The sequence below is a fragment of the Candidatus Caccoplasma merdavium genome (assembly GCA_018715595.1).
Taxonomy (GTDB): Bacteria; Bacteroidota; Bacteroidia; order Bacteroidales; family UBA11471; genus Caccoplasma; species Caccoplasma merdavium.
In genome coordinates this window covers 107,876-133,004 of the sequence record DVLI01000026.1, presented here as the reverse complement: position 1 = coordinate 133,004, position 25,129 = coordinate 107,876, and the positions used below count along the sequence as shown (strand labels likewise).

Below are 25,129 nucleotides of genomic sequence, written 5' to 3'. Positions count from 1 at the left end.
CCGTATTATTTGTAATATGGGGCAAATCTTTTTACCTTCGTGGCAAAATACTAATACCAAATCTATCAAACCATGGGAAAGAAAACACGTTATTCCGATGCAGAGTTGGAAGAATTTCGAGCTATTATTCAAGAGAAACTTGATAAAGCATATAAAGACTATGAGCTGCTCAAAGCTTCTGTCATGAATGCCGACGGTAACGATACCAGCGACACCTCCCCCACGTTCAAAGTCCTTGAAGAAGGAGCTACGACGTTATCGAAAGAAGAAGCCGGACAGTTGGCGCAACGTCAGATGAAATTTATCCAGCATTTGCAGGCCGCCATGGTGCGCATCGAGAACAAGACCTACGGTATATGCCGAGAAACCGGCGAACTGATACCCAAAGAACGTCTCTATGCCGTACCTCATGCGACGCTGAGTATCAATGCGAAGAAAGAACAAAAATGACAAAACGGCACATTGCTCTCTTATCCATATTTTTGGTGCTTCTCATCGATCAAGCATCAAAAATATGGATCAAGACTCATTTCACCATAGGTGAATCAATCACGGTATTCCCGTGGTTCCGCATTCTTTTTATCGAGAACAACGGAATGGCTTTTGGTATAGAGGTCCTCGGCAAGTTGTTCCTCAGCTTGTTCAGAGTCGCAGCCATCACGGTCATTGGGTATTACCTCTTCAAACTCACTCGCCACACCCACTACAAGAGCGGATTTGTCATCTGCATATCGCTTATTTTTGCCGGTGCTTTGGGCAACATTATCGACTCATTGTTCTACGGAATGATGTTCAGTGAGTCGACCTATTACACGGTCGCCACGTTTATGCCCGAGGGAGGCGGATATGCCCCGTTTCTGTACGGAAAGGTCGTCGACATGCTCTATTTCCCCCTGTTCGGTTTTTACTGGCCTCAATGGATTCCGTTTGTCGGAGGGGAATATTTCGAGTTCTTTCACCCGATTTTCAATATAGCCGACTCGGCCATATCGGTAGGCGTCCTTATCCTTATCTTGTTCTACCGGCACACCTTCTCCTCTTCCCTCTCGGAATTGTTCCCGTCGAAGTCAAAATCAAAATAAGAACTATCCATATGTTCGGAGCCAAACGGATATTAGCAGGTATAAGTTTCACGCTTCTCCTTGTGGCGTGTGAGCAAATACCGTCGCACATCATCGCACCCGAACAGATGGAAGACCTTCTTGTCGACATACACAAAGCCGAAGCCATCTCGGACAACATGCCCCTATATGCCACCACCGATGCGAGAGAGCGGTTGCGTCAATCGGTTCTCGACCGCCACGAGGTGACCCTTGCCCAGTTCGACACCTCCCTGGTGTGGTACAGCGAGCACATGACCCGATATTCTCAAATCTATACCAATGTCTCTGCCCGGCTCAGAGAAGAAGACGATGCCGTAAAAACGCTTCTTGTCGAGCGTAAGAGTTCGCCCCTCACCCGCCCCGGCGACTCCATCGATGTATGGAACAAGGAACCCTATTTCATGTTCGAACCGCGATTATATCGTCATACCTTGCTGTTCAATGTCTTGGCCGATGACAATTTCAGGGAAAATGACATTTTCCAGTTGTCCATGAATTTCGCCAAGTTACCCCAAGGTACCGTCGATAAGGTGCGTGTAACGCTTGTGATAAGACACCGGAATGATTCGATTTACACGGTAAGCAAGGAAATCACACGAGATGGGAAGATAACACTTGAAGCCCAGGCCCAAAACAATCGGGTCGCCCGGGTCATGGGCAGCATCGAAATCCCTCTGCACCCATCATGGCAAGAGTGCTATGTCGATAAAATTTCCTTGTTGCGTATCCGGTACAAAAACCGGCCCAATGTTCCGAAACCATGACAACGCGACGTTTCTTGGCACACTATGTTTGTTGGGGCAAAGAGGTAAAGCCGATGTCGCTTATGTGTGTGGAGCCACGGCTCCATACCGTTACGGTTTCTCCCTATGAACGGGAAATCGCCGGCACCCGTTTTTGTGATGGGATATTGCTGGCAACCAATGCCGCCTTTGAAGCAGAAAAATATCACATCTTGGCCGAATTGAAAGCCAAAGGGCTCTTTTCCCTGCCTATCTTGGCCACCTATCTTGCCGACACGGCCCTGTTATCGCGATATTGCATGCCTCCTGTTTGCCGCCTCTACACCCTTGTGCCGTCACTGCAAACAAAAGATATTTCATTGCACGAGATACTCCCATTATAATCTTATTGAGATTTTTCGTATCTTCGCATAACGAAAAAACCGTCATTTTTACCCGTTATGAGATTAGCCATCGTCGTACCTTGTTATAACGAAGAAAAGGTCTTAGCCGAATCGGCCAAACGCCTTACCGGTATTCTCCAAACTTTGATGGAGAAAAAGAAAGTGGCCGAGAACAGTTTTGTCCTGTTTGTCAACGACGGAAGCAAAGACAAGACATGGTCCTTGATAGAGGAACTGTTTCGTAATGACAAACATGTCTTCGGATTGAGCCTGGCACTGAATCGCGGTCATCAGAACGCCTTGCTGGCCGGGCTCATGAGCGTAAAAGACATTTGTGATGCAGCCGTCTCCATCGACGCCGACCTGCAAGACGATGTCGACTGCATCGAATCCATGGTCGATGCCTATGCACAAGGATTCGACATTGTTTACGGCGTGCGCAGTTCCCGCAAAAGCGATACATTCTTCAAGCGTACCACGGCATTGGCTTTTTATCGGCTCATGTCGTGGCTCGGAGCCAAATCGGTCTATAACCACGCCGACTACCGACTGATGAGCCGCCGTGCCTTGCAACATCTTGCCCAATATCCCGAACGGAATCTCTTTCTTCGCGGGATTATCCCCACCATCGGATATAAATCGACCAGCGTTTACTACGAGCGACATGAACGATTTGCCGGCGAGTCGAAATATCCGCTGCGCAAGATGGTCAATTTTGCCATCGAAGGCATCACCTCATTTTCGATAAAGCCTATACGGCTCATCTCATCGATGGGATTTCTTATCCTTTTCATTACACTCATCATGGCCATCTATACCCTCGTTGCCTTCTTCATGGGACGTACGGTCGAAGGGTGGGCCTCCTTGATGCTTTCCTTGTGGTTCCTGGGGAGCGTGCTGTTGATAGCTATCGGCACGATAGGTGAATATATCGGGAAAATATATATCGAGGTAAAACAGCGTCCTCGTTACAACATCGAGACATTTCTCACTCACGACCATGATGAAAATGACTGAATAAAAAAGCCCGCATTGAACCTGCGGGCTTTTTTATGATATGCCATTCATCAATTATTCATACAGGCTGGCAACAAAGTTGGCCAATTCCTCGCCTCTCAAATCCATGGCAATGATTTTGCCTTCGGGATTGATAATATACATGCGGGGAATACCGGTTACATTGTAACGTTTGGCAGTGGGGCAATCCCAACCTTTCAACGAAGAAACGTGATGCCAGTTCATCTCGTTTTTCTTAATGGCGGCTTTCCAAGGATCGGGGGTTTCGTCGAGCGATACGCCATAAATTTCGAAACCTTTATCGTGATACTTGTCATAGATAGCCTTCACGTTGGGAACCTCTCGCAAGCAGGGGCCGCACCACGATGCCCAGAAATCGAGCAATACATAGTGTCCGCGCAAGCTCGACAATGACAATTCGGTGCTGTCGGGGGTCATCAAGGTAATGTCGGGAGCCGTACCTCCAATCGATACGCTGGCCAATTCGTCAATGGCGGCCTTCAATTCGATACCGGGATTGGAGAGTTTTACACGATCGGTCAAAGACTCATAAGCGGCTTCTACTTCATCGAAAGGTTTGTTTTGAATCATATACTCCTTGATGAAATAAGCAACGCCATAATTGTTCTTGGCAGAATCGACATAGTTGGCCATCGACTCTTGCATCTTTGCTTCGATCATGTTATACAGGACTACGGCTGAGTCTATCGTCATGCTCTTGTCTTCTCCCGAGAGAATGTTTGAGAATGTAAACATTCTTCCTAACGACATGAATGCCGAAGCCATAATCAGATCGTAGCCATCTTCATAGGCTTTTTGTTCATCGCCTTCGGCGAGGATACTCAATACATCCACAGTCGTGCTGTCTTCGTTGGTTTCCGTTTCGGTTTCGATGGTCACGACAACGGGCACGTCCGACAGGAGGAGGTTCTTTCTTGCCTCGTTGGCGGCGCTGAGTTCATACACGTCGATTTTCCCGGCAGGGAGGGCAAACGCAAATGACCCGTCGGCAGCCACCACGGCCGAATCGACGACACGGGTTTGGTCATCGGCCTTTTGTTGCAGGTAGACGGTTTTGCCGGCTCCGCCCACCCATTTTCCTTCTACGGCAGGTTGCGATGTGCAAGCCGTCATGCACACCATGCCGGTCAAGGCAATTACGGTTAAATTTTTCAGTTTCATGTTTGATAATGTTTATTACAGATTACTGGATACAACAATCCTTACACACCCGTCGGCATGTAAGGATTGCGCATCGATAATTATTGTTTGTCGGTCAGAATAACACCATAGTTGGCGAAGTATTCTTTGCAAAGTTCTACACGAGCTTTGATGTCGGGCAGTACTTGATCTTTGGTCTTGGCAGAACCATTCAAATATTGATCAGTAGCAGGGAATACGACACCTTCTTTGTCGTCATCTTCGGTGATAGCTTCGGCCACAGCATTTTCAATTTCAGCATAGTATGCTTCTTTTTCGGCAGCCGTTGTGGTCACGATAAAGGCAACATAGTCGCCCATGACTTGTGCCAAAGAAGGTCTATAATATACGGTCCCATATCTATGATAGATGCTGTAATCAGGATCATTCAAGGTTTCGTCATCATAGCGGGTTAACTCGGTAACACCTATACGGGCTGGACGCAATTCACTTTGGAACCAAACCGTAGGGAAATGCCACATGTTTTCTCCGTTTACGATCTCTTCAGCAGTATCATATTCAGGATTATAATTCAGCATACCCGTTTCGAAATCATCGGCAGATGAAAAATAATACCCATCGCAATTCTTGTTGAAGCAGAATTCAATACCCCAAACCGATGTTCCAACCGTATAGTCAATGCTATATTGGTTGAATGCGGTAGGTTCATCAAGCCGGCTGTTAGCAATGTTGGTGAAGATATATTCCACAACCAACGACGTATAAAGGCGTTTCAAGTAGGTTTTGTCCATCGTGTCAAAGTCGGAACAGCAGTGCGAGAACATAATATAATTGGGGCAACAGATACCTCCATCAAATGCGTAGTAGAAATCCTTTGATTGATACAAAATACCCAATTCACGATTGTTGTACATGGGATTATATTGTACTTCACTGGCAAAATAAATGGTGCGCGGCATGTATTGGGAAATAAATTCCTCACCAAATACCGGGAATACTTCGGAATCAAGGAAGCCCAGCACTTTATCTACATATTCATTATCGGCAGCCACAAAGTACTGACCTTGGAAATCGGGAATCGAATCGCCGTTTTCATCAGCCATGTCCAAATCCCATGAGAACATTTTGCCATCAAGTGAAGCATAATTAAAAGTAGCAGTATCGACGTTGAGTGTTGCCTGCAAGTCATACTTTGCATTAAATGCCTCAACGCCCATTTCGGGTGCCGGAGTGGTTGCACCACCATCGCCGTTGTTATCGTTGTCGTCATCGCTACATGCGGTAAACGCCACAGCTGCCAACAGGCAGCTTGCAAACATCAGAGTTTTTTTCATAATTTGATAAATTAAAAAGGTTTGTAAATTTATTTGAGTTGGATTTTCCTAATATGAAATCAAGGCTCTCGCAGGACGGGGGTTGACATTTTGCGGATTGATTTGCCGCTCGGCCAACGGGAAGTTGAGCGTATAGGCGGCATCGTTTTTTTCGAGGCGATAGTAACCGGCATTCCCGTAAGGGTGGATAACTTCGGCACGGGTGGTGCGGCGCAGGTCGAAAAAGCGGTGGAACTCTTCACCGCAAAGCTCCCGGCGACGCTCGTCCCAGATAAATTGCACAATCTCTTCGCCACCGGCAAAATCGGCCGGGGTCAACTCCTCGTAGGCTTGGGCATCGAGACGGTAACGGCGCAGGTGGTTCACATAGTCGAGTGCGGTGGCGTAATCGGGATTTTCCTTGCGGGCATAGGCTTCGGCCAGTGTGACATAAGCCTCGGCCGAGCGGAAAGCCGCACGCATGTACAAGTCATCGTATGTGTTGAATTTCAAAGCGTAGTAATTCCCCCGTTTGTGGTAGAGTTCACCGGGCGCTTCGTGGGGGGCAATGAACCAATAGGCCAACCGGTGGTCGCCGATGCAGGTGGTCGTGTCGTAGTCGTACAAACCAATAAGATTGTTGTCGATGGTGCGCGACAAGGTATAAGTCTGTTCATAGGCATCGGATCTGGAAATAAGATTCGATATGGTTGTGGTAGAAGAGGCAAAACAAAACATCAGCTCGGGATTGGCCGGTTGCATAAAGTTGTCGTAGGCATCGGAGCCGTTTATTTCGCCCGGGGCAACCGACTGAATGCGGTCGGTGATGTCGAATAGGGCATCGTTGGCCTCCAATATCTCCTTGCCATACTCGATGGCGGCATCGAAATCGTTGGTATAAAGCGCTTTGCGCATGGCCACGAAGAGCATGGCGTTGTAGCCGATGTAATAATAGTTGCCGGTATCTTTCCCTTTCAAGGCCGCCAACCCTTCGGTTATGTCGTCATCGATTTGCTTGTAAACCTCGGCAAAGGTTGCCCGCTCATACGGTTGGAGCGACGGCGTGGGGTCGGTCTTCAACGGCACGCATGGGGTCTCGGGCGTGGCAAAGTCGTAAGGCTCGGCATAGAGGTTGGCCAGCATGAGGTAGGCAAAAGCCCGGTGGAACAACGCCTGGCCGCGGAGTATCTCCTGCTCGTCGGGTGTCCCTTCGAGCCCCTGGTCGAGGGCATCGATGCAGGTGTTGGCCACCAGTATTTGGGAATAGAGGAAATTGAAAAGCTCGTCTTCGAACGATTCGTCCTCGATTTCTATCTCATCGCGCCACTGGTAGACGTAACGGTAGTTGTTGAGGGCATAAGGCAGGGTATTGTCATACCGGGGTGTGAACAACTCCATGTCGTCGGTCATCAGGTTGACCCACACGCCTTCGCGAATCAAATCGCCGAAGTAGCCTTCGCCTTGGAGTATCTCGGTGTAGTCGGCGCAGGTGGTGGGAATGACCAAGTTCTGGGCCGAGCGTTCGAGAAAATCATTGCACCCGCCCATGCCCAGGCAAAGGGCAAAGAGAGCGGGGAAACTTATTTTTCGTATCAGGGTTGTCGTCTTCATGTGCATGTTAAAGTTTGATAGGTTAGAAACCGATTGTCACCGACACCGAATAGGTGCGCGGAATCGAAGAGGTGGCCGAACTGCCCTGTTCGGGGTCGAAACCGTGCCAACGCTTGTCGGCAAGGATAAAGAGGTTGTTGGCTTGGGCCGAAATCTGGAAATTGGCCAAGTGCATCTTTTTGAGCATTTTCTTGTTGAAGATGTATGAAAGCGACAGGCTCCGGAGACGGAAATTGTCGGTCGAGCATACGCGTGCCGTGGAGTAGTCATACATGGAGGTGCCGTAGATGTGGTCGACATTGGTACGCGGTTGGCGCACACCCAAATCGGTATAGGTATTGTCGTCGTAGAGGGCGGGAATGTTGGTGTGCAACTCGTCGCCCGGCTCGCGCCAGCGGTTCAGGAGTTCCCGCGTCACGTTCTTTTCGGGGTCGAACACGGCATCGTAGTCGCCATAGATGAAAGGCAGGCGGTTGACCGCGCCGAGCGAATAGGTGAACGAACCGCGGAGAATCCACTCCTTCCAACGGTATTCGAGGTTGATGCCGCCCGTGTGGGGAGGCGAAACGACGCCCGACTTCACAAGCTTTATCTCGTCTTCGTAGAGGGTGTAGTTCTTATAGGTGCGGCTTCCCCATGTGGCCGAGGTATTGCCATTCTTGTCGTAGAAAATCGGGAGGCCGGTTTCGTGGTCGAGGCCGGCAAAGGGATAAGAATAGATGGTACCCAACGCCTCACCCTCGATGAGCGCCGCGCCCGAGAGCATGTTCTCCCGCGTGTTGCTTGTCTCGTCATTGGCGTGTATCAACTCGTTCTTGTTATAGGAGTGCACGAGGCCGATGACAAAACGCATGTCTTTGGTCTGCACGGGGGTGAATTTCACGGCCAGTTCCACACCGCTGTTGTTGACATCACCGCCGTTGATTTTCCGCAACGTGTAGCCGTTGACAGCAGAGATGGTCTTGTTGACAATCATGTCGGTACCCACCTTTTTGTAGACATCGACGGTGGCGGTGATGCGGTCGAGCAGGAACGACATGTCGAGGCCGACGTTGTATTGGGTGGTCTTTTCCCAGCGCAGGTCCTCGTTGGGCCAGTAGGCCACCGTCGATGTGGCCATGCCGGTGTAGGAATTGATGGAACCAATCTGCATGACCAAGTCGGGCGACGTGCCTTTGTCGACGTTCCCCTGGATACCGTAAGAGAGGCGCAACGCCAAGTAGGAGAGCCAATCTTCATAGGGTTTCATGAACGACTCGTTGGTGATGGCATACTTGCCGGCTACCGACCATATAGGGAGGAATCGGTATTCGGGATTCTCGCCGAACTGGTTGCTGCCGTCCATACGCACGTTGGCATTGAGGGTGTAGGTGTCGCGGTAGGAGTAGATGCCCGAAAAAATCCACGACACGGTATTGGCCTGGTTGTCGGTAATCACAGGAGTGAAATTCCCACGGGAAAATTCTCGAACAAATGCATCGGTATATGCCGGCGATATGACCTGCCCGCGCTCGGGCATCCAACCATAATATGTGCCCGAAAAACCGTCGGTGATGACACTGCGTATCTCGGAAGTGGCCAATGCACTCACCAAGTGGCCGCGGAAATCCTTGGAATAGTTGAGCGTGTTGCGGATATCGAGGGTCGTCTTGCTGGTTTCGGCTTTTGAAATCACGCCGCCCTGGGGTATGACGCTCTCGTTCCAATATATGCTGTTAAATTCCAATGTATCATAGATATATCCGCGCAGGGTGTTGACATAGTAGGAGTCTTCTTGAGCCCAAGAGGTGGTCTTCGTCGCATTGTAGACATACGACCCGGTCATCTCATATCGCAGGCCGTCGTAGATTTTCCAGACGAAATTCATCAACCCGGTGAGGCTGGCGAGGTCGGCATAGTTGCCGGTGGTCTTTGACTCGTGCAAGGCGTTGAAGGCGTATGTCTCACTGGCCATGTTGCTCGATGAGAACGACTCGTAGGGCTGGTAGAAAAACATCGAACCGTCGGGATTGTAAGCCGGTATCGTCCGTGCCGTTTCCCGGGCATAGGAGTCGGGATTGAAACTGCTGTGGTAGCCTTGGTTGTCGGTAATCGAACCGTTGAGTTGGAAGCCGAGGTAGACTTTGGGGCTGATCCAGGAATTGACCTTCAACGTGGCCGTGTAACGCTTCGAAAGCTCTTGCCGGGCCGTACCCTCCGATATCGACGCGCCCACCGAAGAATAGTAGGTGGTGCTTTCGTTACCGCCGGAGAGGCTGAGGGTATGGTTCTGTGTCACGGCATTGCGGAAAAGGAGGTCGAACCAGTCGGTATTGCGGTCGATCATCTCATCGACGGCGGCATTGAATTCGGAGCGGCTCAAAGCCTTGGCGTCGTACTGGTTTTTGAGCATCTCATAACCGAGCGTGAAGTTCTTGCGGGTATAGGTAAGGCGGGAATCGAGCAAATCTTTCGACAGTTGGACGCGTTCGCCGGCATCCATCAAATAGAGGCGGCGGTAATTTTCGCGCTGGTTGATGGAAACGGAGCCGTTGTAAGTCACCTGGGCGGGGCCGTTGCGGCCTTTCTTGGTGGTCACGACAATGACGCCGTTGGCGGCCTGCACACCATAAATGGCCGTTGCCGAGGCGTCTTTCAGGACGGTAATGCTCTCGATGTCGTTGGGATTGACACCGGCAATGGCATTACCCACCAGATATTGGGCATCTTCGGCCAAGGGGTCGAGGTTGCCGCTCTCGTCCCAGTTTACACTGTTGTCGTCGAGAATGATACCGTCGAGCACCCACAGAGGTGCGGTATTTCCATATAAGGAAGAGGTTCCGCGGATACGGATTTTCGGGGTCGCACTGGGGCCTCCGCTGGTCGTCATGACCGACATGCCGGCCACCTGTCCCGCCAACATCTGGTCGATGGAGAATTTATCGGACAACTTGATGTCTTCCATCTCAATCTGCGAAACGGCACTGGCCAACTCGCGGCGATTGACATTCTGGTAACCGGTTACCACCACTTCGTCGAGATAGGCACTTTTTTCTTGAAGGGTAACGTCGATGACCTTCTTGTCGCCGACAGTCACCTCTTTTTTCTCGAAACCGATCGAGGAAAAGACAATGACCGTCGCGTCATTGTTTGGAATAAGAATCATGTAGCGACCGTTTTCGTCGGTGATGGCACCTCCCGAAGAGGCGCCTTTCTCCGCCACGGTCACGCCCACCAACACTTCGTTTTTCCCGTCAGTGACCACGCCCGAAACGACTCTTACTTTCTGGGCCATGGCTTGCGACGAGAAAAGAAGCAGGGCTGCAACAATACTGAATAACTGCAAAGATTTTCTCATAGCACTCATACACTCCATCATCTGCTAACAGACAACGGTTATTAGGTTTCACTTAAAGAGTCTTTATCGTGGCAAAGTTATATATAAATTAATGATAAAAAAATCGAATCGAAAGTTTTATCAAAAAATTTTTTATGATGTATGAACTTTTTTGGATAAAATAAAATTCTATATGACTATTTTTTAAATACATAGATGTCAAAAACGCATTTTAATACAAGAAAAACAGCCATCACTTTTTTCAAGACAAATCGCCACAAATATGACAAATATGCACTACTTTTGCCACAAATATGCAAATATGGACCTCATAACGCTTTTAGGCCCCACCGCTTCGGGCAAAACGGCTTTGGCCGTATTACTCGCAGATATTTTACAAGCAGAAATCATCAGTGCCGACTCCCGGCAAATATACCGGAGAATGAACATCGGGACGGGAAAAGACCTGGAAGAGTATTCGGTAAACGGACACCCCATACCCTACCATCTCATAGATATTTGTGAACCGGGATATAAATACAACCTCTACGAATATCAACGCGATTTCAATGCGGCCTACAACGACATTCGCAACCGGCATAAGATACCCCTCCTGTGCGGCGGTACGGGCCTTTATATCGAAACCGTGCTCAAAGGGTACAGCATGCCCATGGTTCCCGAGAACAAGCCTTTGCGCGAATCGCTTGCCAACAAATCGCTTTCAGAACTTGAAGCCATACTCAAGACTTACAAGGTATTGCATAACAAGACCGACATAGACACGACAAAACGGGCCATTCGAGCCATCGAAATTGCCGAATACTACAAAACTCTTCCACCCGAAAGCCGTCAGGACTCGCCTCTCGACAGCTATATTATCGGTATAGACATCGACAGGGAACTGCGCCGCAAACGCATTTCCGCCCGCCTCAGGGCACGTCTCGATGCCGACATGGTCGATGAAGTAAGGAGCCTTCTCGACGAGGGGATTCCCGCGGAAGACCTGATTTACTATGGCCTCGAATATAAATATCTGACTGAATACATTTTGGGCAAATACTCCTTCGACGAAATGACGTCGCTCCTGGAAATCGCCATTCACCAATTTGCCAAGCGTCAGATGACCTGGTTCCGGGGCATGGAACGGCGCGGATTTACCATACATTGGGTCGACGGGAAAGAATCTTTTGACGTATTAAGCAAAAAAATTGCCCAAGAAATAAAAGGGCAGATATAGAGACTGCTATTGAGCAATAAAGAAAAGGAATAAAAATGGAGCTCTATATCTGCCCTCTCCTATCTATAAACAACCGAACAGATTGTTTTGTTCACGTACAAGCACTTTTTTTCAGTAAAAAATCTTTACTTTGTCTGCCAAATATCTTTTCTATGCAGAAACTCGTCTTAACATTGCTCATCACAGGAGTCTTGTCGGCAACAAATACCGTACAAGCCGGAAGATGCTCCAAAGTCGATAGCACAAGTCATGCAGTCCCGAGCCGTTTTTCTATCGATGCACCCGCAGGCAACAAACTTTACTACCGCCCGCTCTTCGACGGAAAACATCAACGGAAACTTGATGGCATGACATCGAAAGGGTGGTTTAAAATGACACATATCGCCGTACCTCTAATGGTAAGCGGCGTTGCCTTTGAATGGGCCAAACAACCGATCAACGACCTGCGTAACGCCTATATACCCACTTTCCGGTATAAATACGACGACTACCTGCAATATGCCCCGGCCGCACTCATGCTCGGGTTGAAAATAGGCGGGGTAAAAAGTTACAGTTCGTGGGGGCGCATGCTCACGGCCGACGCATTCTCCGTCGCCATCATGGCCACTTTGGTCAACGGCCTCAAATACACGGTCAAGTCGCCGCGTCCCAACTCGGGAAGTCACAACTCTTTCCCGTCGGGGCACACGGCCACGGCATTCATGGCCGCCACCATGCTCCATAAGGAATACGGCATGCGCAGTCCGTGGTACAGCGTGGCCGGATATACATTGGCCACGGCTACCGCTTACTCCCGACTGCTCAACAACCGGCATTGGATTTCGGACGTCTTGGCAGGTGCCGGCATCGGTATCCTGTCGACCGAATTGGGATACTGGCTTGCCGGACTGATATTCAAAGACAAAGGTATAGAATATGACAAATACGACTATGATACGACTTTCCCCGACCGTACCCCCTCTTTCATCGGACTATATACCGGCTATGTGTTCATGGCCCATGAAATAAGGCTCTCCGACGGTTTGGTCTTCCACACCTCGCCCGGAGCAAGTTCGGGAGTCGAAGGGGCATGGTTCATCAACAACTATGTGGGAGTCGGAGGTAAAGCCGTTGCCAGCCACGTCCCGACGCAATTACAGAGAGATGCCTCTTTGGCTTCCTATCTGACCAATCCCAACACAGCCATAACCGAAAACGGCATGGATTTTATTTCGGCTTCGGTCGGAGCCTATTTCGACTGTGCCCTGACTTATCGTTTATCGCTGGGTGGCAAGTTATTGGCCGGATATGCTTTTTCCGACGTCCAGACTATCTATCTGACGCCGGATAATGGAGAAACAGTGACGCCGTTTCTCAAACTGAAAGAAATGCATGCGCCCGATTTCCAAACCGGACTGAGTATCTCCTATTGGGCCAAATTGAAATTGGGGTTCCGGCTCTTCTTTGATTATTCCATCACACCTACTCGTTATCGGTATTATTTTGCCGACAAACCCGACGCAATCAACCGTGTCAACAAGAATCTGTCGTTTTTCACATTGGGAGCCTCGGTAAACCTGTTGCTATAAACGATTGTGCATTCCGCGCAAGTAGTCGCCGAGCATCGTCAACTGACCGCCGAACAACAACGGGGCACTCTCCTTTTGTGAAAACCAGTGACGTATGCGCTGTTGCAACTGTGCTTCCCGGGCATGACGGCCAAGCAGCTTTTTCAGGGTATAATCACTAAGGTCATAACTATTCATCGATATGGCTTTGGCAACCGAACAAAGACGCACGACCGTGTCGTCGGGCAGTTTCAACTGCGACAAAGAAGCCCGATATAGCGACATGTCGACCGATTCGTATCGGACACCGCCCGCATAGTAAGGAGAGAGTTTCACGGCAATATCCTGAAATGAATAGGTCACTTCGTGGCTCAGCGTATAGACCCGGTTCTCCATCGTAGTGCAACCCGAAACAAACGGGAATATCGCATCGGCCACATCATGCACCGAGACAAATGCCACCCGCCCGTTTCCTGCCGGATAATAAATTCCATGCTGCTGGTCCGTCCCGATAAAAAGCGGCAGATTCTCCATCAGGATATTTACCCTGAAAATGACATAAGGTATGCCGCACGCCCGTATGCACATTTCGGTCTCCCGATTTTCCTGCATCGGCAACGACACCGAGTCGCTTCGTCCGACCGAGCTGATAAAAAGAATCTTCTTTACACCGACCTCAGCCGCTTCGTGCAGCAGATTTACATATCCCGATCGATAGTCGGCAAAGAGATTGAATGTGCTTATCAATAGCGTGTCCACACCTTTCAATGCCCGGTCGAGAGAGGGCAAATCATAATAAGAGGCAACTATCGGCTCAAAGCCCTCCTCCTGACTCAAATGGTCATGCGAGGTAGCCATAACCCGCACGGGTTCATGCCCTTTCTGCGACAAAATGAGATGCAGCAAGGCATAGCCCACAGGTGAATTTACAACATCGGTAATGAGAATCATAAGGGGTGTTTTCTATGCATGAAACACCCCCACAGCGAAAAAGGTTTATTCTTGAACCGCTTTTCGAGGAAGAGAAAACGAAAGAATGAAATACCCGATGACCCCCGACAACAGCGAACCGACCAAGATACCGAGTTTGGCCTGGTTCAGCAAAAGCAAGTTGGTGACATCATCGACCGGGAAAGAAAGATTGGCTATAAACAGGGATACCGTAAAGCCGATGCCGCCCAATGCCGATACGCCGGCAATCATAGGCCAGGTAACAATATCGGGTCGTCTCACCCACCCCAACGCCACCGGAATGTAGGAAAAAAGGAAGATGCCCAAGAACTTCCCGGCTACCAAGGCCACCCATATCGAAAGGCTGATGCCTTGGAACAACGAAGAGAATGCGATGTGAGACAAGGAAATGCCGGCATTGGCAAACGCAAAGAGGGGTATGATGAGATAATTGACAAGCGGGTGCAAGGTGTCTTCCAAGTCTTGCAAGGGGCTTATCACCTTGTCCGATGCCGATTCCACACTTTTCAGGGCATTCAACTGCTCGGTCGAGAGAATATAAGTTTCACCGCGTTTTACCGGTTTTGCCTGCGGGAAATCTTTCACGGCATCACATATCTCATCGATAAAATGCCGCGTATTCATTACCGGGTGGGCGGGTACGCAAAAGGCGGCCAAAACTCCCGCTATCGTCGGGTGTATGCCCGAATGAAGGAAAAAGTACCATACGGCAACGGCTCCGATGACATAGAACAGTTTACTGTTGATATGCAGACGAGACCCCAGCAAAAGCAGGGCCAACACAATGGCCGAATAGAGTAGCCACACCGCCGAGAGTTCCTCGGTATAGAAGATGGCTATGACCAAAATGCCGCCTATATCGTCGGCGACGGCCAAGGTGGCTAAAAATATTTTCAGTCCGATGGGGACACGTTTCCCGAACATACTCAATATGCCCAACGAAAAGGCAATGTCGGTGGCCATGGGTATGGCACTTCCTTGTAAAAGGGCATCATCGGCCGATAAGAGACGATATATCGTTATCGGCAATACGATACCGCCCACGGCGGCGATAACGGGCAAGAGGGCTTTCTTTATCGATGACAACTCCCCGACGAGGACCTCACGCTTTATTTCCAAACCTACCGAGAAAAAGAATATGGCCATCAAGGCATCGTTGATGACCTGCATCAGGGTCATGGGGTGTCCGTGGTGTTCAAAAAGATTGAAATTCCCGATTTGCAACAAGACCGGTTGTTGCCACCACGAGAAATAAAGATTTTGCAACGGACTGTTGGCAACTATCATGGCCAATACCGTAACGGCAATCAAGACATAACCCCCGTTGGCATAGTTATGCAACGACTTGCGCAGGGCGTATATACGATCTATCATATCGGAACATTTTCTCGATTAAAAAAAACAAGTCTGCAAACGATTTGTTTGCAGACAAGCCGGAATCAATCCAGTTTCAACACGGCCAGGAAAGCCTTTTGAGGCACTTCGACCGTACCAATCTGCTTCATGCGCTTCTTTCCTTTTTTCTGTTTTTCGAGCAATTTGCGTTTACGGCTTATGTCACCTCCATAACACTTGGCCGTCACATCTTTACGCACGGCTTTTACCGTTTCCCGGGCTATAATCTTGGCTCCGATGGCGGCTTGTATGGCAATGTCGAATTGCTGACGGGGTATCAGTTCTTTGAGTTTCTCGCACATGCGGCGACCGAAGCTCACGGCATTGTCGGCATGGGTCAGGGTCGACAGGGCATCGACCGATTCTCCGTTGAGGAGTATATCGAGTTTGACCAGTTTGGAAGGTCGGAAATCGTGTAAATGATAATCGAACGAAGCGTAACCTTTGGAAATGCTTTTGAGTTTATCATAGAAGTCGATGACAATCTCTCCCAGCGGCAGGTCATATATCAGTTCCACCCGGTTGCCCGAGATGTATTCCTGTTTTATCAATTCTCCCCGTTTACCGAGACAAAGCGTCATGATGGGGCCGATGTAATCAGACGCTGTTATGACCGAAGCCCGGATATAGGGTTCTTCGATATGGTCGATCAGCGTCACATCGGGAAGTCCCGAAGGATTGTGCACCTCTATCATGTTGCCCTTCTTGTCATAGACCTTATACGAAACATTGGGTACGGTTGTAATGACGTCCATGTCAAACTCCCGGTCGAGACGTTCTTGTATGATTTCCATGTGCAGCAGCCCCAAGAATCCGCATCGGAACCCGAAACCGAGTGCGACCGAAGACTCGGGCTGAAACGTGAGGGAAGCGTCATTGAGCTGCAATTTTTCGAGGGACGAACGCAAATCTTCAAAATCCTCACTCTCAATAGGATAAACCCCTGCAAAAACCATGGGTTTCACCTCTTCGAAACCATCGATGGCTTCGGAACAGGGGCGGTCGATGTGAGTAATCGTGTCACCGACTTTCACCTCACGAGAGGTCTTGATGCCCGAAATGATATATCCCACGTCTCCCGTCCGCAGTTCATTACGCGGCGACATGTCGAGTTTCAACACCCCGACCTCATCGGCTTCATACTCTTTCCCGGTAGCGACGAACTTCACTTTGTCGCCGGTGTGAATCACCCCGTTCACAATCTTGAAGTAGGCTATAATGCCACGGAAGGAATTAAACACCGAGTCGAATATCAAGCATTGCAACGGAGCCTCGGGATCTCCTTCGGGAGCCGGCACGCGTTCGACAATGGCATTGAGTATCTCCTCCACGCCCTGACCGGTTTTGCCGCTGGCCCGCAGAATCTCTTCGCGTTTGCAACCCAGGAGCTCTACGATCTGGTCTTCGACTTCATCGGGCATGGCACTGTCGAGGTCGATTTTGTTCATGACCGGAATGATTTCGAGGTCGTTCTCTATGGCCATGTAAAGATTCGAGATGGTCTGTGCCTGTATGCCCTGGGAAGCATCGACAATGAGCAAGGCCCCTTCGCAGGCTGCTATCGAGCGAGATACTTCATAAGAAAAATCGACATGCCCCGGAGTATCAATCAGGTTCAGGATATAATTCTCTCCCTTGTATTTATACTCCATCTGTATGGCATGACTCTTGATTGTGATGCCCCTCTCCCTTTCGAGATCCATATTGTCGAGCACTTGGTCTTGCAAGTCCTTGGGAGCAATGGTGTGGGTATATTCCAACAGACGGTCGGCCAAGGTACTTTTACCGTGGTCGATGTGAGCTATGATGCAAAAATTGCGGATATTTTTCATTCTCTTGTGTTCAAGATGATTTCAGGACAAAGATACGATAAAATGGCGAAATAAAAAAGGCGGGCAGATACACATCGGAATCGCCGCTGTGCCCGTTGTGTCCCCCTTTATCATTTGCCGGGTCTCAAATCTTGCAGGTCAAGACCCGAAGGCCGCTGGAATAGGCGCAAACCGAACTCGGGCAAAACAGCCAAAAGATGGTCGAATATTTCGCCTTGGTGGGTCTCATAACTTACCCAGTTGGTCTCCTTGGTAAAACAATAGACCTCGATGGGAATCCCTTCGGCCGTAGGTTGCAGCATGCGCACCATCTGCAAAAAATCGCAATGAACGTAGGGCGAATTTTTGAGGTAATTCATCACATACTTCCGATACACTTGCAAATTGACCAGGCGATCCTCCTTGCCGTCTTCGTCCGAAATCAAATGTTGCTCTTTGTAGCGGAGGCACTCTTCGGGCGTACAGAAACGCACCGTATGGGCATCGATGAGCAAAGAGCGTTTGATGCGTCGTCCTCCACAGTCGAACATGCTGCGCCAGTTCTGAAACGAGTCGCTGACCAGCGCATAGGGCGGTATGGTCGTGATGGTTTTGTCGAAGTTCTGTATCTTCACCGTCGTGAGGGTAACTTCGGTAACATATCCGTCGGCGCCATACTTGTCCATCGTTATCCAGTCACCGGGACGCAACATGTCATTGGCTGAGAGTTGAACGCCTGCCACCAGTCCCAAAATGCTGTCTTTGAATATCAACATGAGGATTGCAGCGGAAGCTCCCAAGCCGGCCAGTATCGTGGCGGCATTCTTGCCAAGGAGCACACTGATGATAAGTATCACACCGATGCAACCCGATATGAGAATCACCATCTGATAGACGCCTTTCAATGGTCGGGTACGCAAAGTCTCGTTCATGATGGAGATGTTGTATAGCGTATCCATGACGGCATTGATGAGCATCATTGAAACGACGATGAGATATATCTGGGTAATCCGCAGGCAAATATCAAGGAGGTGGGGCTGGCTTCCCAAAGCAATCGGCAGGAGCAGATACCACACGACCGGAGGTATAAGGCGGGCGGCCTTGTGCATGACTTCATCTTTGAAGAGGTGGTCGTCCCACTGCATTTTGGTGCGACGGCTCAATTGCTGCAAAAGCGGAATAAAGAAATGTCGGAATATTTTTGCCAACAGAATGGATATGACAAAAATAATGACAAGCCAAACGATGCGCGCCCCCCACTCCACAGCGGTTGGCCCCCAGTCGAGCTTTAAAAGGAGTTGTTCGATTTCACGTTGAAGCCAGTCCATAAATATTGAATAACGAGCGTATCAGCTATTTTCAGATGGTATATTACGGTGTGTGATATTCTCGTGAATTACTTTATCATATCGTTGATGACGGCCATGACGGCAGCGGCTTTTTCTTCGGCTTGCCCGGTTGTTGCCGCTTCGGCATATACCCGGATGATCGGTTCGGTATTTGACTTGCGCAGATGTACCCAACCGTCGGGGAAATCGATTTTCACCCCATCAATATCAGTAACTTCATAACAAGAATATTTTTCTTTCACGGCACAAAGCAACGCATCTACATCGATGGCGGGTGTGAGGTCGATGCGTTGTTTGGTCATGGCGTATGAAGGATAGGTGGCCCGCAACTGACTCACGGTTTTCTTTTCTTTGGCCAAGTGTGTCAAGAAAAGGGCAATCCCCACCAACGCATCGCGGCCATAGTGACAGGCAGGATAGATGACACCGCCATTACCCTCACCTCCGATGACGGCAGCGGTCTCCTTCATTTTTGCTACGACATTCACTTCTCCCACGGCAGCTGCACGGTACTGTCCGCCAAGTGCAAGCGTCACATCGCGAAGGGCCCGCGAAGAACTGAGGTTCGACACCGTGTTACCGGGCGTATGGCGCAACACATAATCGGCAACGGCCACAAGCGTGTACTCTTCGCCGAACATATCTCCGTTTTCACAAATGATGGCCAAGCGGTCGACATCGGGGTCGACAACGAAACCGACATCAGCGACACCCGTCTTCATCAAGTCCGATATTTCTGTAAGGTGCTGCGGAAGAGGTTCGGGATTGTGTGGGAAAAGTCCGTCGGGCTGACAATTAAGTCGAGTAATTTTCTGCACCCCCAAAGCTTCGAGCAGTGCCGGTATGGCTATGCCTCCCACAGAGTTGACACAATCGACAGCGACTGAAAAACGGGCATTCTTAATAGCCTCCACATCGACCAGATCGAGAGATAATACACTGTCTATATGCCTCTTTATCGACGTATTATCTACTTTTATATGTCCCAAGTTTTCTATGTCCGCAAAGACAAAATCCTCGGCTTCTGCAATTCGCAGCACTTCGTTGCCTTCTTCGGCATTGAGAAATTCGCCCCGTTCATTGAGCAGTTTCAAGGCATTCCATTGCTTGGGATTATGACTTGCCGTGAGGATAATGCCGCCACAAGCCTCCTCCCACACGACAGCAAGCTCGGTTGTGGGGGTCGTCGCAAGGCCCAAGTCCACGACATCGAAACCCATTCCCACCAAAGTACCCACCACACAATGGGCGACCATTTCTCCCGATACCCGGGCATCACGGCCCACGACAATTCTACGCACCGGCAATTTTGTCGTGCGGGCAATGAACGTGGCATAGGCTGCCGTAAATTTGACAATATCGAGAGGATTCAATCCGTCACCGGCTACGCCGCCGATGGTTCCCCGGATTCCTGAAATAGATTTTATCAATGACATAGGCGTTGCATCAATTTTCTCTGAGGTTGTACTTAATGGTGTATAAATAGGGAATGACGTTGGATATTTCACTCGAAAATCCCATCTTCGACGGGACAACCAAGCGAAGCAAAGCGCCATTGCCGACATACTTCAATGGATACTCTATGCCCAATCCGTACTCGAAATACATCGAATAATTGGAGCCTTCCTGCGTGGTGTAGGTAAAATAGTACTGGTCGCTGCTACCGCTGGCATCATTCATGTTACCCGAAGTGGAAACGATGCCATCGGCCCAATCGGTGAGACTCATGCGTGTATATCGGAAATAGACCTTGTCGTCGGCCACGAAAAATTGTTTGGTCGAGTCGAGATAACCGATGGAGAGAATCTGCATATACACATCATCGGGCAACTTATAGTAAGGGGGATTCTCGTTATTCTCGGCGGTCAGGAAGTTTCTATCGGCAGGAATGTCGGCAACCCAACGTCCGTCGCTTGTAAGATATTTTTCGATGGCATTGTCTTCTTCTTCACGCAATTCAATATAAGTTTTACTATCGTTACAAGCGACTAAGGCGCACAACGAAAAGAAGAGGGCAGTCAAAGTGAAAAAGTTTCTATTCATAGGATTTATTATTGATTTTGAGATTGTGTCGCTAATTCTCCGATAACCGGTAATATTTTGAGCATCATGTCATGTGCTTCCTGCAAGGTTCCATAAAACTCACCTCCGGCAGCATTCAAGTGGCCACCACCGTTGAAGTAATCCGACGCGATTTTATTGGCCGGGAACGAACCTTTGGAACGCAACGATATTTTTATCAGGTTCGATTCTTCACGCAAGAACGCCGAGAAGAGAATGTGTTCCATCGAGAGCGGCACGTTCACAAGGCCCTCGGTATCACCTTTCTGGTAACTATACCGGTTGAGCTCTTCCTGCGAGAGCGTAATGACGGCGGCCTTTTGCTCGGGGAAAACCTCCATTTTTTGAGAAAGGGCATATCCGTTAAGACGGAGTTTGTTCTCGCTGTTGGTATTGTGTATGCGACCATATATCCAATCTTTGTCGATACCTTTTTTTATCAACTCGGCGATGGTTATGTATATTTCGGGATAATTCGAATTATAAGTAAAATTTCCCGTGTCGGTCATCATGCCGGTGTAGATGGCCGATGCCGCATCGAGGCTCATCTGCTCAAACAGGCCCAAACTGCAAATGACCCGGAACAACACTTCACAACTCGACGAAATCTCGGGGTGTGAAACGGTAATGTCACAAAACGGGACGGGGTCCAAGTGATGGTCTATCAATATTTTCTTTGCCGGAGAGGCCGTCAATGAAGGTTCCATCAAATCGACCCGCTTCGGCTCGTTGAAGTCGAGACAGAAAATCAAATCGGCACTCGCCATGAGCCGCTGCGCGAACTCGGTGTAACGGGTATATACAAGGATTTCCTTGCACCCCTTCAAAAAGCGCATACTGGCCGGATAGGCATCGGGCACAATGACATAGGCATCTTTCCCTAAATCGGTCAATGTATGCCACAACGCCAAGGAAGAGCCTATGGCATCACCATCGGGAGCAACATGGCAAACGATGACGATACGTTTTGCCTCATCGATGCAGCGACTGATGGCATCGGCTTCGGTTTTTGTCAATATTTTGGGAATCATAAAGGCACATACGGTTTGTAAGTTTGCAAAAATACGGATATTATTTGAGAAAATCGACGGTTTTAGAAATTGATGATGTCATTTTTTATCTATTAATCATTGTGCGTTGGCTCATCGGCAAGAAATTCCTACCTTTGTATCTGTTTCTTATACTCCATTCCATGCCTACACAACATAGCAAAGAAGAAAAATGCGCAGCATTCGGCCGCTTCCTCGATGTTCTCGATGAATTGCGTCTGAAATGCCCGTGGGACCGCAAGCAGACCAACGAATCGTTGCGGGCCAACACCATCGAAGAGACCTATGAACTATGCGAAGCCATCACCAACAACGACCCGGTGTCGATAAAAAAAGAGTTGGGCGACGTGCTTCTGCACATCGCATTTTATGCCAAAATAGGTGAAGAGAAAAATCTCTACGACATCGCCGACGTGTGCGACGCGCTGTGTGAAAAACTCATCTATCGCCACCCGCATGTCTTCGGGACGGCCCAGGTTTCTACCTCGGGACAGGTAGAGCAGAACTGGGAAGCCCTCAAACTGAAAGAGAAAGGGGGCAACAAGACCGTTCTCGCCGGAGTACCTACGGCGTTGCCGGCACTCATCAAGGCATGCCGCATACAAGAGAAAGCCCGTAACGTAGGCTTCGACTGGGAGGTGCGTGAAGATGTGTGGGAGAAGGTGCGCGAGGAAATTGCCGAATTTGAAGCCGCCGCAAAAGACAGTGACGAAGGCGAAAGAGAAGCGGAGTTCGGCGATTTGCTGTTCAGTCTCATCAATGCCGCCCGGCTCTATAAAATCAATCCCGAAAATGCTCTTGAACGGACAAATCAGAAATTTATCCGTCGATTCAATTACGTCGAGGCGGCAGCCAAGGAACAAGGCCGCAACTTGAAAGAAATGACCCTCGACGAAATGGACCACTTGTGGGACGAAGCCAAAGAGAAAGGTCTTTAATAACCATCATAAATGACGAAATGAATTGAGCCGGAAGAGATTGTTCCTTCCGGCTCAATTCATATAAGGGCAAGAATCACCGACGGCGGAACTCGGCACACACTACGGCTGTGGCTATTGCGACATTGAGCGATTCCGAGGTAATCCGTTCCGGGGGATAACTGGGAAGAAACAGGGAATGCGTCACCAGCTTCCTCACCTCCGGTGAGATGCCGTTCCCCTCGTTTCCCATCACGATAATGCCTGTCGGGGTAAGCGATTGTCCATAAATATTTTGTCCATCAAGGAATGTCCCGTATATAGGTGTCCCGATTCGGGGCAGGAACTCAACAAGGTCGACATAATGCACCCTCACACGAGCCAATGCTCCCATGGTAGCCTGCACCACCTTGGGATTATACAGGTCGGCACAGAGCGGCGAACAGAGAATATCCTCTATGCCATACCAGTCGGCAATGCGTACAATCGTTCCCAAGTTGCCCGGGTCTTGCACGGTATCAAGAGCCAATACCAACTGTCGTGACAACACGTCGGCCTGCAAATCATGACGAGGCATCTCATACACAGCCAACACATCTTGCGGCGAGCGCATCAATGAAGCCCGGGCAATCTCGTCGGGACTGCATTCAAGTATCTCACCAGCTCGCACACCGGGGTGCTGTTGTAACCACTCGGCAGTGGCGACCAATAGCCGGCAAGTGAACGCCGGGAGTGTATCTTCGACCAATTTATTCCCTTCGGCCAAGAAGCAGCCGCATTCGGTACGGACTTTCTTGCGGTCGAGAGACTGAATAAATTTTATTTTGTTTTTACTCAACATCGGGAAGACTCTTGTTTGTGAGATTAGCGGCAAGCTATTTCGTAGATGCGGCGGCTATCGTCGGGGGAGAGTTTGTAATATGCCCCGACAAGCTCGCCTTTGTTGTGATGGAGTTTTTCCACCAGCAAATCTATATCGGGGTGCTCGATGCCGAGTTGGGCAAAAGATGTGGGCATGCCTATCGAGGCGAAGAAATTTTTAAGGCAGGCGATTCCTTCAAGGGCGGTCTCACGCGGCGTACCGGCCGGCGTGATATTCCAAACCCGCTCGGCAAACTGGCCAACTTTCCCGGGGTGATGCTCGGCCATGAATGTCAGCCAGGCCGGGAAGACAACGGCCAGTCCGGCACCGTGTGTCACATTGTAAACCGCGCTTATCTCATGTTCCATGAAATGTGACGCCCAGTCTTCTTCGCGTCCCACACCGCAGATGCCATTGTGGGCAATCGTGCCGCACCACATGAGATTGGCTCGCGCATCGTAATCGGTCGGATTTTCCATCACATGCGGAGCCACCTCGATGATGGCTTTCAGAGCCCCTTCGCACAGCCGGTCGGTAATCTCCACTCCCGTGGTATTGGAAAAATATCGCTCCATGATGTGTGCCATCATATCCACAACGCCGCATGCCGTCTGATAAGGGGGCAACGTGTAGGTGAGTTCGGGATTCATAATGGCAAACACGGGGCGCAAGGCGTCGGGGGTGCGCAAGCTCAATTTTTGCAGGCCATCGAGTTTGGTGATTACACTATTTCCCGAGCCTTCACTGCCGGCAGCCGGTATAGTCAGGACAACCCCTACTTTCAGAGCTTCCTTCACGACAGCTTTTCCGACAAAGAAACCCCAAAAATCTCCGGCATACGGGACTCCTGCCGCAATAGCCTTTGCCGTGTCGATAACCGAACCTCCGCCCACGGCCAACAACATATCGACCGATTCTCTGCGGCAGATTTCTATGCCTTCATACACCTTCGGGTCGGTCGGATTGGGTTGAATGCCTCCCAACTCGGCAAAAGGGATTCGCGCATCATCTAACACTTGCTTCACCCGTTGCAACAGGCCGCTTCGCACCACCGAGCCTCCGCCATAGACGATCAGGACCTTGGTAGCGCCATATTTTTGGCATAAAACGCCCGTCTTGTTTTCGACATCTTTCCCGAAAACGAATTCGGTGGGAGCGTGAAAAGTAAAGTTATTCATATGAACATTGCATTTAATCGGTTCAAACATAATGATAAAGCCGAAAGCAAACCGTCGGACTCATTCGAGACCTTTGCCAAGGCTCTTTCTATCACAGGCAAATA

General features: G+C 49.6%; 21 protein-coding genes. 8 read left to right on the top strand and 13 right to left on the bottom strand.

Going from position 1 to position 25,129, the window contains the following annotated elements:
- Window positions 1–72: 72 nt before the first annotated feature.
- Genes IAD09_09135 through IAD09_09115 form a run of 5 tightly spaced genes read left to right on the top strand, consistent with a single transcriptional unit; the run spans window position 73 to window position 3,246 of the window.
- On the top strand, window positions 73–450 hold the full coding sequence (locus IAD09_09135; GenBank protein HIT82384.1) for a TraR/DksA C4-type zinc finger protein: 378 nt from the start codon (window positions 73–75) through the stop codon (window positions 448–450).
- Window positions 447–1,082: a lipoprotein signal peptidase gene (locus IAD09_09130; GenBank protein ID HIT82383.1), complete on the top strand. Its 636-nt coding sequence runs from the start codon at window positions 447–449 to the stop codon at window positions 1,080–1,082. Before IAD09_09135 ends, IAD09_09130 begins: the two co-directional genes overlap by 4 nt.
- An 11-nt stretch (window positions 1,083–1,093) precedes the next feature.
- Window positions 1,094–1,867, top strand: coding sequence for a DUF4296 domain-containing protein (locus tag IAD09_09125; protein ID HIT82382.1), 774 nt, complete (start codon window positions 1,094–1,096; stop codon window positions 1,865–1,867).
- On the top strand, window positions 1,864–2,229 hold the full coding sequence (locus IAD09_09120; GenBank protein ID HIT82381.1) for a hypothetical protein: 366 nt from the start codon (window positions 1,864–1,866) through the stop codon (window positions 2,227–2,229). The genes IAD09_09125 and IAD09_09120 overlap by 4 nt, the downstream gene beginning before the upstream one ends.
- A gap of 57 nt (window positions 2,230–2,286) precedes the next feature.
- Window positions 2,287–3,246 (top strand): glycosyltransferase family 2 protein, encoded by a 960-nt coding sequence (locus IAD09_09115; GenBank protein HIT82380.1) that lies wholly within the window; start codon window positions 2,287–2,289, stop codon window positions 3,244–3,246.
- A 54-nt stretch (window positions 3,247–3,300) separates the two neighbouring features.
- Here the strand turns inward: IAD09_09115 and IAD09_09110 are convergent, their stop codons facing one another.
- From IAD09_09110 to IAD09_09095, 4 genes are all read right to left on the bottom strand, one after another.
- Window positions 3,301–4,428 (bottom strand): TlpA family protein disulfide reductase, encoded by a 1,128-nt coding sequence (locus tag IAD09_09110; GenBank protein ID HIT82379.1) that lies wholly within the window; start codon window positions 4,426–4,428, stop codon window positions 3,301–3,303.
- A gap of 80 nt (window positions 4,429–4,508) precedes the next feature.
- Window positions 4,509–5,741, bottom strand: a complete 1,233-nt coding sequence (locus IAD09_09105) for a hypothetical protein (protein HIT82378.1) — start codon at window positions 5,739–5,741, stop codon at window positions 4,509–4,511.
- 48 nt (window positions 5,742–5,789) lie between these two features.
- Entirely contained in the window at window positions 5,790–7,331 is a 1,542-nt protein-coding gene (locus IAD09_09100; GenBank protein ID HIT82377.1) for a RagB/SusD family nutrient uptake outer membrane protein, read from the bottom strand.
- Between the two features lie 22 nt (window positions 7,332–7,353).
- Window positions 7,354–10,656 carry a SusC/RagA family TonB-linked outer membrane protein gene (locus tag IAD09_09095; protein HIT82376.1) on the bottom strand — a complete coding sequence of 1,101 codons (3,303 nt, stop codon included), beginning with the start codon at window positions 10,654–10,656 and terminating at the stop codon, window positions 7,354–7,356.
- A 313-nt stretch (window positions 10,657–10,969) separates the two neighbouring features.
- Between IAD09_09095 and miaA the strand changes: the two genes are divergently transcribed.
- Window positions 10,970–11,884: a tRNA (adenosine(37)-N6)-dimethylallyltransferase MiaA gene (gene miaA, locus IAD09_09090; protein HIT82375.1), complete on the top strand. Its 915-nt coding sequence runs from the start codon at window positions 10,970–10,972 to the stop codon at window positions 11,882–11,884.
- 347 nt (window positions 11,885–12,231) lie between these two features.
- On the top strand, window positions 12,232–13,452 hold the full coding sequence (locus IAD09_09085; GenBank protein HIT82374.1) for a phosphatase PAP2 family protein: 1,221 nt from the start codon (window positions 12,232–12,234) through the stop codon (window positions 13,450–13,452).
- Here IAD09_09085 and IAD09_09080 read toward each other — a convergent pair.
- The 7 genes from IAD09_09080 to IAD09_09050 all read right to left on the bottom strand — a co-directional run bounded on the left by IAD09_09080 (window position 13,447) and on the right by IAD09_09050 (window position 22,050).
- Window positions 13,447–14,382, bottom strand: a complete 936-nt coding sequence (locus tag IAD09_09080; GenBank protein ID HIT82373.1) for an NAD(P)H-binding protein — start codon at window positions 14,380–14,382, stop codon at window positions 13,447–13,449. The two genes, IAD09_09085 and IAD09_09080, sit on opposite strands and share 6 nt — an antisense overlap.
- Window positions 14,383–14,427: 45 nt before the next feature.
- Window positions 14,428–15,777, bottom strand: a complete 1,350-nt coding sequence (gene nhaA, locus IAD09_09075; protein HIT82372.1) for a Na+/H+ antiporter NhaA — start codon at window positions 15,775–15,777, stop codon at window positions 14,428–14,430.
- 65 nt (window positions 15,778–15,842) lie between these two features.
- Entirely contained in the window at window positions 15,843–17,630 is a 1,788-nt protein-coding gene (gene lepA, locus IAD09_09070; protein ID HIT82371.1) for an elongation factor 4, read from the bottom strand.
- 110 nt (window positions 17,631–17,740) lie between these two features.
- The gene (locus tag IAD09_09065; GenBank protein ID HIT82370.1) at window positions 17,741–18,937 is read right to left on the bottom strand and encodes a mechanosensitive ion channel family protein; all 1,197 of its coding nucleotides are present in this window, start codon (window positions 18,935–18,937) and stop codon (window positions 17,741–17,743) included.
- Between the two features lie 68 nt (window positions 18,938–19,005).
- The gene (gene glmM, locus IAD09_09060; protein ID HIT82369.1) at window positions 19,006–20,394 is read right to left on the bottom strand and encodes a phosphoglucosamine mutase; all 1,389 of its coding nucleotides are present in this window, start codon (window positions 20,392–20,394) and stop codon (window positions 19,006–19,008) included.
- Window positions 20,395–20,404: 10 nt separating this feature from the next.
- On the bottom strand, window positions 20,405–20,914 hold the full coding sequence (locus tag IAD09_09055; protein ID HIT82368.1) for a DUF4827 domain-containing protein: 510 nt from the start codon (window positions 20,912–20,914) through the stop codon (window positions 20,405–20,407).
- A gap of 95 nt (window positions 20,915–21,009) precedes the next feature.
- Window positions 21,010–22,050, bottom strand: coding sequence for a DHH family phosphoesterase (locus tag IAD09_09050; protein ID HIT82367.1), 1,041 nt, complete (start codon window positions 22,048–22,050; stop codon window positions 21,010–21,012).
- A 161-nt stretch (window positions 22,051–22,211) separates the two neighbouring features.
- On the opposite strand from IAD09_09050, the gene mazG reads away from it, so the two are divergent.
- On the top strand, window positions 22,212–23,006 hold the full coding sequence (gene mazG, locus IAD09_09045; GenBank protein ID HIT82366.1) for a nucleoside triphosphate pyrophosphohydrolase: 795 nt from the start codon (window positions 22,212–22,214) through the stop codon (window positions 23,004–23,006).
- 76 nt (window positions 23,007–23,082) lie between these two features.
- On the opposite strand, the gene IAD09_09040 is transcribed toward mazG, so the two are convergent.
- Both IAD09_09040 and IAD09_09035 read right to left on the bottom strand, forming a co-directional pair.
- Complete coding sequence (locus IAD09_09040; protein HIT82365.1) at window positions 23,083–23,826, bottom strand: RNA methyltransferase; 744 nt, start codon at window positions 23,824–23,826, stop codon at window positions 23,083–23,085.
- 23 nt (window positions 23,827–23,849) lie between these two features.
- A complete protein-coding gene (locus IAD09_09035; GenBank protein HIT82364.1) occupies window positions 23,850–25,025 on the bottom strand; it encodes an iron-containing alcohol dehydrogenase in 1,176 nt (391 codons plus the stop codon).
- Window positions 25,026–25,129 lie beyond the last annotated feature (104 nt).

Excerpts from the sequence above, each read along its gene's own strand:
- IAD09_09065 (HIT82370.1), bottom strand. The coding sequence starts at position 18,937 with ATGGACTGGCTTCAACGTGAAATCGAACAACTCCTTTTAAAGCTCGAC.
- IAD09_09135 (HIT82384.1), top strand. The coding sequence starts at position 73 with ATGGGAAAGAAAACACGTTATTCCGATGCAGAGTTGGAAGAATTTCGA.
- IAD09_09115 (HIT82380.1), top strand. The coding sequence starts at position 2,287 with ATGAGATTAGCCATCGTCGTACCTTGTTATAACGAAGAAAAGGTCTTA.
- mazG (HIT82366.1), top strand. The coding sequence starts at position 22,212 with ATGCCTACACAACATAGCAAAGAAGAAAAATGCGCAGCATTCGGCCGC.
- IAD09_09100 (HIT82377.1), bottom strand. The coding sequence starts at position 7,331 with ATGAAGACGACAACCCTGATACGAAAAATAAGTTTCCCCGCTCTCTTT.
- IAD09_09080 (HIT82373.1), bottom strand. The coding sequence starts at position 14,382 with ATGATTCTCATTACCGATGTTGTAAATTCACCTGTGGGCTATGCCTTG.
- IAD09_09050 (HIT82367.1), bottom strand. The coding sequence starts at position 22,050 with ATGATTCCCAAAATATTGACAAAAACCGAAGCCGATGCCATCAGTCGC.
- IAD09_09040 (HIT82365.1), bottom strand. The coding sequence starts at position 23,826 with ATGTTGAGTAAAAACAAAATAAAATTTATTCAGTCTCTCGACCGCAAG.
- IAD09_09110 (HIT82379.1), bottom strand. The coding sequence starts at position 4,428 with ATGAAACTGAAAAATTTAACCGTAATTGCCTTGACCGGCATGGTGTGC.
- IAD09_09035 (HIT82364.1), bottom strand. The coding sequence starts at position 25,025 with ATGAATAACTTTACTTTTCACGCTCCCACCGAATTCGTTTTCGGGAAA.
- glmM (HIT82369.1), bottom strand. The coding sequence starts at position 20,394 with ATGTCATTGATAAAATCTATTTCAGGAATCCGGGGAACCATCGGCGGC.
- IAD09_09125 (HIT82382.1), top strand. The coding sequence starts at position 1,094 with ATGTTCGGAGCCAAACGGATATTAGCAGGTATAAGTTTCACGCTTCTC.
- miaA (HIT82375.1), top strand. The coding sequence starts at position 10,970 with ATGGACCTCATAACGCTTTTAGGCCCCACCGCTTCGGGCAAAACGGCT.
- IAD09_09130 (HIT82383.1), top strand. The coding sequence starts at position 447 with ATGACAAAACGGCACATTGCTCTCTTATCCATATTTTTGGTGCTTCTC.
- lepA (HIT82371.1), bottom strand. The coding sequence starts at position 17,630 with ATGAAAAATATCCGCAATTTTTGCATCATAGCTCACATCGACCACGGT.
- IAD09_09105 (HIT82378.1), bottom strand. The coding sequence starts at position 5,741 with ATGAAAAAAACTCTGATGTTTGCAAGCTGCCTGTTGGCAGCTGTGGCG.
- nhaA (HIT82372.1), bottom strand. The coding sequence starts at position 15,777 with ATGATAGATCGTATATACGCCCTGCGCAAGTCGTTGCATAACTATGCC.
- IAD09_09085 (HIT82374.1), top strand. The coding sequence starts at position 12,232 with ATGACATCGAAAGGGTGGTTTAAAATGACACATATCGCCGTACCTCTA.
- IAD09_09120 (HIT82381.1), top strand. The coding sequence starts at position 1,864 with ATGACAACGCGACGTTTCTTGGCACACTATGTTTGTTGGGGCAAAGAG.